8 protein-coding genes are annotated in these 12393 nt (G+C 52.5%); 2 read left to right on the forward strand and 6 right to left on the reverse strand.

Annotation, left to right across the window (positions count from 1 at the left end):
- Positions 1-139 precede the first annotated feature (139 nt).
- Positions 140-5170, reverse strand: a complete 5031-nt coding sequence (locus tag ACOQPU_RS07265) for an efflux RND transporter permease subunit (RefSeq protein ID WP_420644458.1) — start codon at positions 5168-5170, stop codon at positions 140-142.
- Between the two features lie 27 nt (positions 5171-5197).
- Positions 5198-5755, reverse strand: coding sequence for a MarR family winged helix-turn-helix transcriptional regulator (locus ACOQPU_RS07270; RefSeq protein ID WP_420644459.1), 558 nt, complete (start codon positions 5753-5755; stop codon positions 5198-5200).
- Between the two features lie 743 nt (positions 5756-6498).
- On the opposite strand from ACOQPU_RS07270, the gene glmS reads away from it, so the two are divergent.
- Complete coding sequence (glmS, locus tag ACOQPU_RS07275) at positions 6499-8343, forward strand: glutamine--fructose-6-phosphate transaminase (isomerizing) (RefSeq protein ID WP_420644460.1); 1845 nt, start codon at positions 6499-6501, stop codon at positions 8341-8343.
- 336 nt (positions 8344-8679) lie between these two features.
- The gene (locus ACOQPU_RS07280) at positions 8680-9804 is read left to right on the forward strand and encodes a twin-arginine translocation signal domain-containing protein (protein WP_420644461.1); all 1125 of its coding nucleotides are present in this window, start codon (positions 8680-8682) and stop codon (positions 9802-9804) included.
- 33 nt (positions 9805-9837) lie between these two features.
- Here ACOQPU_RS07280 and ACOQPU_RS07285 read toward each other — a convergent pair whose 3' ends face one another.
- From ACOQPU_RS07285 to ACOQPU_RS07300, 4 genes are all read right to left on the reverse strand, one after another.
- Positions 9838-10248, reverse strand: a complete 411-nt coding sequence (locus tag ACOQPU_RS07285; RefSeq protein ID WP_420644462.1) for a VOC family protein — start codon at positions 10246-10248, stop codon at positions 9838-9840.
- Positions 10249-10259: 11 nt separating this feature from the next.
- Positions 10260-10949, reverse strand: a complete 690-nt coding sequence (locus ACOQPU_RS07290; protein ID WP_420644463.1) for a queuosine precursor transporter — start codon at positions 10947-10949, stop codon at positions 10260-10262.
- Between the two features lie 312 nt (positions 10950-11261).
- A complete protein-coding gene (locus ACOQPU_RS07295) occupies positions 11262-11924 on the reverse strand; it encodes an IS630 family transposase (RefSeq protein WP_420645803.1) in 663 nt (220 codons plus the stop codon).
- 11 nt (positions 11925-11935) lie between these two features.
- Positions 11936-12388 carry a helix-turn-helix domain-containing protein gene (locus ACOQPU_RS07300; RefSeq protein WP_420640814.1) on the reverse strand — a complete coding sequence of 151 codons (453 nt, stop codon included), beginning with the start codon at positions 12386-12388 and terminating at the stop codon, positions 11936-11938.
- Positions 12389-12393: the final 5 nt, after the last annotated feature.

A 12393-nucleotide genomic window follows, 5' to 3' on the forward strand; every position in this document is an offset into this window, starting at 1 on the left:
GCTGCAAGATAGTTGAATAATCTTACGTTATGTCCATCGGTTGTGGCAAAATTCAATATGCCACCCTTGATATAGAAAGAAAAAGCGCCGCTGCCAATTGACAACGGCGCCCATTACTTCGTTGTTAAAATCAGACCAATCAGGCTTTTCTGAACAGCTTCACAATTCTGTTCCAGAGCTGGTCAGACAAGCTATAGACAACAGGTACAACGACCAAGGTTAGGGCTGTGCTGACCAGAAGCCCACCCATCACAGCGCGGGCTAGTTCAGAGGCGATAATAGCGCCTGCCTCGTTGCTAGCGGCTAGCGGAATGAGGGCCAGAATGGCAGTGAGGGCGGTCATCCAGATGGGGCGCAGGCGGGTGCGGCCTGCTTCTACCAGGGCGTCGTAAACGCTCTGCCCCTTGGTGCGCAGTTGCTGCACCAACTCCATCAGCACAATGCCGTTGGTTACTACAATACCCACCAACATCATCAGCCCGATCATGGCGGAGATACCCAACACGCTGTTGGTAATGAAGAGGGCGACAGCCGCACCGACCAGGGCAAAGGGCAGGCTAAACAGGATGGTAAACGGATGGATCAGGCTGCGGAAGGTGAGGGCCATGATGAGGTACACGATCACAATCGAATAGCCAATGGCCGTCACCATCGAGCGGAATCCTTCTACCTGCTGTTGTGAATCAAATCCTTCGGTTACTTCAACGCCTGTTGGCAAGCTAGCTAGTTCGGTAATGGCTTGCTTGGCAGCATCCGTCACGCCCAGAGTGTTTTGGGTTTCCAATTCACCACTAAAGTTAATGGCAGAACGGCCGTCTATCCGCAAAATGGTTTCATTAGAGGAATCACCTTCCTCTACGCCGTCCACATTGCTAGAGACGTTGGCAATGTCCGGCACGCCATCGGCGTCCACATCCACAGAACCAATCGCACCTTTCACATCAGCAACCAGCGTTTCTAGCTCGTCTTGAGATTCACCCGTGATGATGATGGCAAAGCCACTAAAGCCCGTTTGCGAAGCGGCTGAGACGCTTACGGCATCTTCGCCCACAATACCAATCGCTTCCTGGCGCACTTCATTGGTAAGGTCATTAAGCGCATCGGTGTCTTGCACCATCTCTTCGCTAACGCTTAGGGTCAGGTTAGCCCGATTCTGGCTGACGCCGCCGCCGAACAGGGCCTCGAAGCCACCGCCACTGCCAATTTCCGTTTGGATCGTTTCCACATCTTCAAACTGGCGTACGGCCGTTTCTACCTCTTCTACCAACTCATTCGTTTCCACCATACTCGTACCGGGCGGCAGCGAGATCGAAATGTTGATAGTCGGTTCGCCAAAGCCGGGAATGAAACTTTGCGGTAGCTGAGCCAGCAGGAATAAGCTGCCTGCAAAGATGACGGTTGCCACCAGCATGGTGACAAAGCGATGCTGCAACGCCCACTCCAGCGAAGGTGTGTACCATCGTTGCATCGTTGTTTCCCGCTCGTCGGGAATATTTTCTTTGCGGATGAGCAGGTATGTTAGGGCCGGAACCACCGTGATGGAGACAATGTAGCTGGCTGCCAGTGCATACGCAACCGTCAGACCAAAGGGCAAGAAGAAGGAGCCGATGATGCCACCAATGAGACCCAGCGGCAGGAAGACAGCCATGGTCGTAACCGTCGCAGAGAAGATGGCAATGGCCACTTCCCGCGTGCCTTGAATAACGGCCGCCTTGGGATCATCCCCGCGCTGAATGTAGCGGTAGGAGTTTTCCAACACCACAATCGAGTCATCTACCACCCGGCCAATGGCCACGGTGAGGCCGCTGAGCGTCATGATGTTGAGCGTGACTTCGGTAGGGAATAGCTGCGAGATAAAGCGCAGCACGCCGTTGTCGGTTGATTGCACCAACCCTTGCAGCCACTCACCAATGGTGGGCGGCACCCAGGCCATCAGCAAGAAGGCGGTGAAGATAGAGAGAGGGATGGAAACGGCCGTTACCAACGTGGCTTGCCAACTCACCTGATACTTCCGACCGATACGGCCGCTTAAGAAGATGAGGATCACGATAACGGCAAACACGCCACCCAACGCACCCTCGCGGGACACACCCGCAATAGAGTCTTCAATAAAGGTCGCTTGCTCAAACACCAGATTCACGGATGTATCTGCATGCGTGGCTGTAAATTCATCTAGCGACTCAAACACAGATTCAGCCACATTCACCGTATTGGCATCCCCCGCTTTGTAAATGCTCACCAGCACGCTGGGGTTGCCATCGGTGCGCGTCACGGATGATTCAGGCACAAAAACCTCAATGTCACCCTGGGCAATGCCTGTCAGCCGCTCCGTCAGTTCCGCGTCAAAAGCATTCGGGTATGTATCTAGCATGAACGTGAGCGTTTCCGGCGCAAATAGCTCCAGCACAACAGGTGATAGATTTTCCACAAAGTCATCTTCATTTTCTGCCAGGAACTGAATGACCTCTGGCGTAAGCGCACCCATCCAATCGGCAGGATTTTCTACGCCGGGTGCGGTAGGGAAGAAGTTGAGGAAGGCAGCTGCGCCAGGAGCAAATGGGTTGTTTAGTAAGTCCGCGGCTGTCTGGAATTGAGACGCTTCACCTTCTGGCGTCGGTTCAATCCAGATACCGCTGAGGGTTGGTGCGCCTTCTGCTAGGGCAGCAGCTTCTTCCGCTTCGGCGATGGCTAGCTGGCCTGCGCCGCCGAATTCTGCGGCCAATTCATCTAGTTCGGCACGCAAATCCGCGGGTAGCGTATCCAGGAACTCCATGGGCAGCAAAGCAATGACTTCTGGTTGCAGCAGCCGCAAATTGTCCGGCGTTAGCAGTTGCAATGCTTGCACGCCTTGCGGCCCCAGGCTCGCAAACAGGCGTATAAATTCCGGCGAGAGGTCTTGAGCAAATTCAATTTCTTGTCCAGCCTGAGCTGCGCCTTGAATAAGCAGATCGGGCAAGCGGGCAGGATCGACTGGTTCTGGTTCAACTTCGGCCACGGGTTCGCCATCACCCTCGGCGGCAACGGCCGTTTTAATGGCAAACTGCTCGTTGGCGATGAGGATGTTGGTGATGGTTTGTTGGGTAGCCGGGTCTAGCTGTGCCAATAGTTCCTGGGGTACGGCCGCTAACGTTTCTAAGGGCAGCCCCAGCAATATTTCCGGGGTTAACCCTTCTAGTAAGTCTGGATTGACGTTGGTAATCAGGCCGAGGACGTTGGCTGGGATGTCCGCTGTGGTTTCTAGTGGGAAACCAGCCGCAGAAGCCAAATCTACCCATGCTTCAGGCAGCGCAACTGGCTCTGGCTCGATGCCGTTGGCGGCATTCTGGATAGCGGTTAGCTGTGCTAGCAGGTCAGGCTCAAGCGTGTCGCCAACGGCTTCTAAGGCCAGGGCAGCCACATCTGGGTTAAGCGCACGCCACATTTCTGGCGTAAGTTCAGCCAATGTTTCTGGGGCAAAGTTGAGGATGCCAGCCATAAATTCAGGGGTCAGGTCGCCGGTGTCGGTGATGACCTGGCCAAGCTGGGCTGCACCCGCAATCCAGGTTTCTGGCAGCGGCACTGGTTCAAATTGGGGCAGGTCAACGATGGTTACGGCCGTTGCTTCATATCGTGTTGCATAAATGCCAATGTTGGTCAGCGTTTGCGCTGTGCCTTCATCCAGCGTTTCTACAAACTCGGCTGGCAAGGAGTCTTGTAAAGCCGGGGGCAAAGCCAGCACCATTTCTGGCGTTAGCTCTGCCAGCAGTTCCGGCGCGGCCGAAGCGATAAGCCCTAATGCTGGCTCGTTGAGATCGGCCGTCGTCGCCAATTCTTGTCCAGAAGCAGCGGCCGCAGCCACCCAGCTTTCTGGTAGAGCCACCGGCTCTGGCGTGATGCCGTTGGCCGCATTTTGGATGGCGATGAGTTGACTGACCAGCATTGGCTCCAGCGTTTCTGCCAGGTCTGGCAGCACAATGGCCACAGCCGCCGGATCAATCGCTCGCCACATTTCTGGGGTCAGTTCAGCAAGCTGCTCAGAGGCAAAGTTGGCGATCCCCGCCATAAATTCAGGGGTGATGTCGCTGGTATCCGTGATCACTTGGCCAAGCTGGGCCGCGCCTGCCACCCACGTTTCGGGCAGCGGCACGGGTTCCACCGTGGGCAGGTCGGCGATCAGTTCTGGCTCTGGTTCGGTAAGCGGTTCTGGTTCAGGCTCTTCTTCCACGGTTGGCTCAGCTTCTGCCACTTCCGCGCCTTCGGAGAGTGCAGCGACGGCTTCATCTACGTTAAATTGGCCCACGCCGCCAAAATCAGCCGCCAGCACATTTAGTTCTTCTACAAGCTCGGTATCCAGCCCTTCAACATATTCACTTGGCAAATACGAAAGGGCTTCGGGCTGAATGTAGATGAGCAAATCTTCTGGCAGCAGGTTAAGCACCAGCAGCACCTGCTCCTCGGCATTTTCATAGGTGGTTAGGCTGCGCAGCAAATCTACGTTAATTTCTTGGGCGTACTCAATCTCTACGTCTAGTAATCGCGCCCCCTGCACCACAGTGATGGGCAAGCGGCCTGGATCCTCGTCAATTTCTTCTGGCTCAGCTTCTTCTTCAGCTTCTACCACGACTTCTTCCGGCAGCTCTTGTCCGCCCCCAATTTGCACTTCACTCACATCCGTGAGTTCGCCAAGCTCTGGCTGTAAATCATTTTCTACCAGCTCTTTGAGTTCCGGCAGCGAAAGCTCCGAGGAAGAGACGCTGGCGACCACGACGGGCAGGTCGCTGAGGCTAAAGTTGAGAACGTTGGATTCGGCCGTTTCGGGGAGATTGGCATCAGTAACGGCCGTTTCTATATCCGTCAGCAATCGATCTTGATCCAGGCCAAAGTCATACCGCACAATCACGACGGCAAAACCATTGTTGGTGGTTGATTCAACATTGAGAACGCCATCCACCTCTGATAGCTGTTCTTCCAGCGGGATGGTGACTTCGTTTAGCACCTCCGTGGAGGATTCACTGTCTCCCCACTGTACAATGACGATGGTTTGCGGAAACTCTACACGGGGCAGCAGCTCTAGATTGAGCTGCGTGGCTGAGTAGATGCCTAAACCGAGGATAACGGCCGTTAGCGCAATCGTGATCCAGCGGAAGCGCAAGGAAAGGCGCGTAATTCGGTCGAAAAAATTAGAAAGCATAACTCTTCTCCTACAGAACCAGATTAGTTAATCACTGTTTTGGGGCGTTGCGTCGCTGCTGGCCCCACTGTTTTTAATGACAAACGGTGCAAAGACGGTCTGCAAAATGGCCAGCCCGTCTTCTAATGTTTTGAGATCGCTGCCGGGAATTACCGTCAGTTGTTCGGCAACTTGGGCCACTAGCTTTTCGCCAATTTCTTGCATAACGGCGTGCCCTGCTGGTGTCAGTGCCAGCATCACCACGCGGCGGTCTTGCTGCGACCGCTGCCGTTCTACCCAGCCAGCGGCGACGAGCTTACTGACTGTACTAGACATAGTTGGTAAGCTCACAGCGTGCTGCTCGGCCAATTCGCTGAGATTGTGTGATTTGGTTGCCAGCAAGGTGAGCACGCCCAGCTGTGGCGGCAGCAGGGGAGTGTTGCCCTGCCGCAACTCAGCAGCCAGCAGGCGCATAACAGACGGTATGATTTGCAGGATTGAGACTGCAATCTGGTGACGATTGGTATCCATAAATAGATTTGAAATGATTAAAAATAGGTTGGGAACGGCCGTTGCTGACTCCACCTTCCCGCGAGCTGTTTGCAAATAGTATAGTTGCCTATTTGCGATATTTGCGAATAGTTTGGTCACCTAATGATTAGGCTGGCTAATTTTACGGGACGAATTGGACAGCCGTCAAGCCCGTCTAATCAGAAAATAGTCATAGGACTCAGCAAAGGTTAATAAAAACGGCCGATTTCCAGCTAAATTGACGGTTTCTATTGCCATCTTCTCCCAAAAAAGATAAAAACCCGCGCACAATTGCATAAGCGAGCCTATGAAAAATAGGTAAGCAAAGGGTCGATAGCGCAAGGCCCGATTTTGGTATTCGGTAAACAGTGATTTGCCAAGCAAGCAAAAACTGATTACTGGTCACCGACCAACTGATTACTAAAAATCGGGAGACGCGGAGGAGGTTCTCCACTTCAGGTGGATGCTAACGGGCAAAAAAAGCGATTCGGATGAATCCATTTTTGTCTCGGAAAAGCGAAAGTTCAGCGGGTGCCTCCCAGGGTTGGTCATATCCTGAGTCGAGCTAATTGCCATACGTTTCCCCGGCAAGCGGCATAATCCCTTCAAAAGAGAGCAAGATGTGAAAGCTGGCAGGTGACTGCCTGTACAAAACATCTGGCATTGACCAATTTTAAATTTATCGAAGGGACACCTCCATTTTTCGCAATTGGATTTGGACACGTTCGTCAGCAGGTAAGGCAGGTGCTGGGCTGAAGCCGGTGAGGCTTTTATGCTTTGTTGCATGTTGCTTCCTGCATTAGCGGAGGCTAAACGGTATGTGTGGCATTGTTGGGTATATTGGTGCGCGAGACGCGGCAGATGTGGTTTATGAAGGGTTAAAGCGGCTGGAGTATCGCGGTTATGATTCGGCTGGGATTGCGGTTTTAGAGCAAAACGGCCGTATTGCTATTCGGCGCGACGTGGGCAAGCTGAACAACCTGGGTGGCTTGCTGGCCCAGTCGCCGCTGGGGGGTGAAATTGGTATTGGGCATACGCGCTGGGCGACGCACGGCGAACCTAGCCAGCGAAATGCGCATCCCCACATTGGCATGAACGGCCGTGTGGTGGTGGTTCATAACGGTATTGTGGAAAACTTTTTACCACTGCGGGAAGAGTTGCTGGCTGAAGGTATCAACTTTGAATCGGAGACAGATACCGAAGTAATTGTGCAGTTGATAGAGCGGTATTTGGAGAGTGGGCTGCCATTTGAAACGGCCGTGCGCCAAACACTAATGCAGTTGGAAGGTGCCAACGCCGTTGTGGTGATGAGCGTAGACCAGCCAGACCAGCTCATTTGTGCCCGCCTGGGCAATGCGGGCGGTATTACCCTGGGCGTTGGCCAGGATGAGATGTTTGTGGCCTCAGACATTCCCGCCATATTGGAATATACGCGCAGCATGGTCTTTTTGGAGAACCGCCAACTCGCTGTGGTAACCCGCCACGGTTATCAGGTAACTGATTTGGCGGGGAATCCCATCAAACCAAAGATACACCAAATAAATTGGGATCCGGTGAGTGCCGTTAAAGGTGAATTCAAACATTTTATGGAAAAAGAGATTCACGATCAGCCGCAGGCACTCATCGACACCATGCGCGGGCGCGTGAATTTTGAGCAGGGCACGATTTCCTTGCCAGAGATGAACCTGACGGCCGATTTGGTCAACGCGCTCAACAAAATCGTCATTGTGGCCTGTGGCACCAGCTACTATGCTGGGCTAATCGGCAAATTCATGATCGAATCGCTGGCGCGGATTCCCGTTGAGGTGGAGTATGGTTCTGAGTTTCGCTACTACGACCCGATTTTGGATGAGAAGACGGCCGTACTTGCCATTACCCAATCTGGTGAAACGGCCGACACGCTGGTAGCGTGCGATCAAGCCAAGGCCAAAGGGGCCACGCTCTGGTCAATTGTCAACGTCATTGGCAGCCAGGCAATGCGTATGTCTGACGGTTACATCGCCATGCAGGCCGGGCCAGAAATCGGCGTCGCCTCCACCAAGGCGTTCATCACCTCGCTGGCGGATTTGTACATGCTGGGCTGTGCGCTGGGCCAACTGCGCGGCACTATCCAGCCGCAAAAAATGCGCCAACTGGTAGATGATCTGGCCCACATTCCCAATTTAGCGGGACAACTGTTGGAAGATGAAGCGGTGTATGAAAATTTGGCCAGCGTATTCCACAACGCACAGGATTTTCTCTTCCTGGGGCGAGGGATCAACTACCCAATTGCGCTGGAAGGGGCATTAAAACTCAAAGAGATCAGCTACATTCACGCCGAGGGGTATCCGGCAGGCGAAATGAAGCACGGCCCTATCGCCCTCATCGACGAGACGATGCCGGTGGTGGCTTTGGCGACCAATGATCGGCTGTACGAGAAGATGGTCAGCAACATTCAGCAGGCCAAAACGCGGGGTGGGGTGGTGCTAGCCGTCGCCACGCAGGGGAATGAAGCGATTCGGCGCGAGGCAGATTACGTCATTGAGGTGCCAGAAACATCGGAGCTGTTGCAATCCATCTTGAACACTATTCCGATGCAGCTTCTGAGCCTCCACATTGCCGTCTGGCGTGGCTGCGATGTGGACCAGCCGCGCAATTTGGCTAAAAGCGTCACGGTGGAATAGCGGTGCTTTTGTAGGACAACTTACAACAGTATGACCAATCTGGCTTATACTGCGAGTGGGTTCTGTAGAACCTGATAAAAAAACGTACCCATGCTCCCCGGCAAGGTCACATGGGTACATCAATGGGTGCAACACGAGCCGTTAAGCAGGCATTGCGTCTGAATCTTCGCACAACTGCTTTCCCCTGTCAACGACTGGTGTTGCTAAGTAGCCGTTCGCAATTAAATTACCGTTTTGGAACCGAATGGCACCTTTTAGCCCATTCGCCAATTCCAAGCTGTGAAACAGCCATTATTCTGCGAATGGGCACAAGGCATGGAAAGGAGTAGAGTCCATATGCAAAGGCAATTGAAAAAGCAAGAAATTTCGCGTAGACAGTTTCTTAGCCTCGCAGCTTTAGGCAGCGCAGGCACATTATTAGCAGCTTGTGGGGGTGGGCAAACGGCCGTGCCAGAGCCAACGGCCGTTGTGCCGCCCACTGCCGCCCCATCTTTAACAGAGTTAGGCGAAGGGGTTGAAGTCATGGCCAAAGATGTCCTTGATTTTGCCCTGGAAACAAACGATTGGAGCGGTCAGTTTGGTTGGGTGAAGTTTCGTCTGAATGAAGGGCGGCATAACGGTGAACCGATTTATTTCATCCGCACGGATAGCTCGGACCAAACCTACGCCACAGAAAATGGATTGGTCTTTGTGCCACTGCTAAACCAGGGGCAAAGTATTGCCAAACCGCTGTATGTGTTCTCTAATGAAGATTTACCCCCTGTTTTGGGCAGTGCTCCCTCCGACGCTGACTACATCTCTCTTTTCCACATTATTGAAGTGAACATTACCGACCCCCGTGCTGGCACAGGCTCTGCGGCTGACGTGGAAACGGCCGTTGCCGATGGCTATGTTGAGACTACAGAAACGGGCGTCTACGTCAACTACCCTGTGGTTAAGTGGGCTGGTGGCGAGTTGGCCGTTGATGATGAACTGACGGCGACACTTGGTAATGGTCAGCTTGTGGAGCCAATAGATACGGCCGCAATGACTGTGAACTTTAAGCTGCACCAATGTTATCCCGGCAGCCGCTACATCCTTACCGATACTTCCAGTGCAGGCATGGCCCCCATGATGAGCGTGCCTGCTTCTGAGCCAACCCAGGCGTTGATGGAGTCTGGCGGCACTGATGAGATTTGGGTGTTTGCCAACGGCATCCCCGGTAGTGGCGTGATGGGCTTCCAGCCCGCCATTTTTGACAACAAAGCGGGGCAGGCTGCCTGGAGCCCATTTTGGAACCATTTCACCTTAAGCTGGGTGGATGAGAGTCAGGCGCGGGTGCTTACCTCGTCGGCAGAAATTCGCGAGTTGTTGGCCTCCGGGGAGCTAGAGCAGTTTAATGGCGTCCCCGACAGCCATCCGAACGGCTTTGTGGTGAACTGCCCGGCACCCATTTTGGCGCCCAATACGTTTGCAGGGTAAATCATGTTGTAGAGACGTTGCATTGCAACGTCTCTACGATTCTGGTAGGTTGAAAACGGCCGTTAGCTCCGGCTTCAAAAACCGCTCAAACTCCAACGTGTAACCACCTGGGTCTTCAGCGAAAAAGTATTCGATTTGGATGGATTCGGAACGGCCGTATTCGCGCAAAATTGTCACGCTATTTTCGCGTAGATGTTGATACCAGCCCGACACATCATCTACCACGAACGTGATCATTACCGCGTTTTCCGGCTGGGTTTTCAGCGAGCCATGTGCTTCATCCACCAGCCCCACAAAGGCAGTGCCATTGACCTGATAAATCTTGGCCCAGCCCTGATCTTCAACCAACTCCAACCCCAGAATGCCCTCATAAAATTGCTGGGCGGCGGCTAAATCCTTGTAATACAAAAATGTAATTTGCGAAGCAATCGTCAACTTGTTCATAATATTCTTGCCTACTTTTCTGTTTTAGGCGTCAGATAAATCAGCGGCAGGCTGATGAGCGTCATACCGTACTTCACAACCAGGTTGAAGACAAAAATTTGCCACACAACTGCCCAGGGTAAGGTGAGGAAATGGTCTTGCAAAAAGGGAAGCGGGCCAAACGCGCCGACGGCAAAAATAACGTTGTCAATCGGCACGCTGATGCTGTTGCTAAACAGTACCCTTGCCCACTGGTATTTTTGGGTGACGCGGGTGACAAACCAATGGTACGCCTCCGTGTCGATTAGCTCACTGACCAGTTCGGCCAAAATTGAGGCGATAACGATGCGCCACAGCGGGCCTAAAATCGCGCTGAACTCGGCACCTAGCCCCCAAGTGGGATCGCTGGGGACGCTTGCTGCCCAGGCCAGATATGCGGCCATAAACAGGTTGATGACGGCCGCCATCACAATGAGTGCCTGGGCGTTCCGTTTGCCCAGCGTTTTGTGAGCCAAATCGCGCAGGGTGAAGGTGATGGGGTAGATAAATGTGCCCATGTCTACAGCGTAGCCAGCCACCAGGCCAATCTTCAGGCTGGTGATGTCTGAGAGCATTTGCGCCCCGATGTAGCAAGCTACCACGATGACGGCTGCAACGGGAACGGCCGTTGCAGCCGCCTTTGCCGACTCTTGTTTTCCTTTTGTTTGCGTTAAAACAGTCATAAAAAATCTCCCGACAGCACACAGCAACAAAACAGACTCGAAGGTCTGCTTTGGTTCACTTTATGCTGTTCGTTAATTATTGGCGGGTTCTGGAGCCCGCAGTTTTGGTTGCGCTGAATGCGCTGCCGGGTACAGGCGAGGTGCCCTTTTCTGCTACCGGCGGCTGGGATTATAACAAACTTTCCTTTTCTGGCGATTAGAGATGGTGGCTATTGATTAACTCACGCAAAGACGCTAAGGCGCAAAGGAAAAAACTTAGGGCCTTAGTGCTTTGTAAACAAAGTATATTTAGAAATATAAGGCGTTAACAAATTACTGAACGTTAACAATTGGATAAAGTCGCTTCAGTTTAATGCGAGCATCAGTGCAAGTAAATTGCCAATCAACACCCACTTGGCGTTTATTGCGTTGTGTTTCCCAAGCTGCTACTTGGTTGCGAACTTCGTCAATATCCACCTTCCGTCGCTTCAATGCCTGACGACGTAAAACAGATAATTCACATTCAGCAATATTGAGCCAACTGCCATGCTCTGGTGTGTAATGCCATTCAAGTTTGTCCGCAATCCGGCGTGCTTCTGCTGGTTCATACCGTTCATATAAAGAAGCGATATGGTGAATGTTCAAGTTATCCACAACCAAGACAATCGTCTCTGCATCAGGATAAACCTCGTCGACTAATGATTTCAACACCTGTGCAAATTCAATCTTGCGGCGTTGTGGATAAATCCATGTTTTGCGAAATCCGGCTAATGGTTCGACGGCCAGAAAAAGGGAACACTTCCCATGTCGTTGGTACTCATAGTCTTCTCGAACGGGTTGTCCTGGTTGCAGCGGAATTTCACCTCTTGGTGTTGACCGCAACGCTTTTTGAATTTCATCCAGGCAAACCATCGGCCGTTTCGGGTCGTAGGGTCGTTCATAAACGGAGAGGACATCTTCCATTTTGGCGACAAAGCGTGCCCCAGGTTTGGGCAGACACCACGATTTTACTTGCCAAGGCTTGAGTTCATTTTTTTTAGCTTATTTCCTATGGCGGTGTGACTAATCTCATCAACCACCTCTAGTTTTACCAGCCCATCAGCCAATAATCTCAGTGTCCACCGGTCATACCCCTCTGGTGGTTCGCTGCATGTCAAGGCAATCAGTTGTGCTTCTACATCTCCAGTCATTTTTGTCACCGGCCGCCCTGATCGTGGTTGGTCGTACAACGCTCTGTCCACACCACTTTCAAAGTAACGTCGTTTGATTTGGCTGACAGTAACATTGGATAGCATGGTTGCTTCTGCGACTTGAGCCAAGGTTCTCTTCTCCCCTTCGCTGCGGTTGAGTAGAAGCAACACCCTTGCCCGACTGATCACCCTTGCTTTGTGTTCACCCGACTTTATCAATTGTTCAAGTTCAGTTTTTTCATTTTGTGGAAGTTTTATATGTTTTGCCATTCCAC

The sequence above is a fragment of the Candidatus Leptofilum sp. genome (genome assembly GCF_965223285.1).
GTDB lineage: Bacteria > Chloroflexota > Anaerolineae > Promineifilales > Promineifilaceae > Leptofilum.

What these genes read in the sequence shown, in the direction of transcription:
- ACOQPU_RS07265 (WP_420644458.1), bottom strand. Translation starts at nt 5,170, where the DNA reads ATGCTTTCTAATTTTTTCGACCGAATTACGCGCCTTTCCTTGCGCTTC.
- glmS (WP_420644460.1), top strand. Translation starts at nt 6,499, where the DNA reads ATGTGTGGCATTGTTGGGTATATTGGTGCGCGAGACGCGGCAGATGTG.
- ACOQPU_RS07280 (WP_420644461.1), top strand. Translation starts at nt 8,680, where the DNA reads ATGCAAAGGCAATTGAAAAAGCAAGAAATTTCGCGTAGACAGTTTCTT.
- ACOQPU_RS07285 (WP_420644462.1), bottom strand. Translation starts at nt 10,248, where the DNA reads ATGAACAAGTTGACGATTGCTTCGCAAATTACATTTTTGTATTACAAG.
- ACOQPU_RS07290 (WP_420644463.1), bottom strand. Translation starts at nt 10,949, where the DNA reads ATGACTGTTTTAACGCAAACAAAAGGAAAACAAGAGTCGGCAAAGGCG.
- ACOQPU_RS07300 (WP_420640814.1), bottom strand. Translation starts at nt 12,388, where the DNA reads ATGGCAAAACATATAAAACTTCCACAAAATGAAAAAACTGAACTTGAA.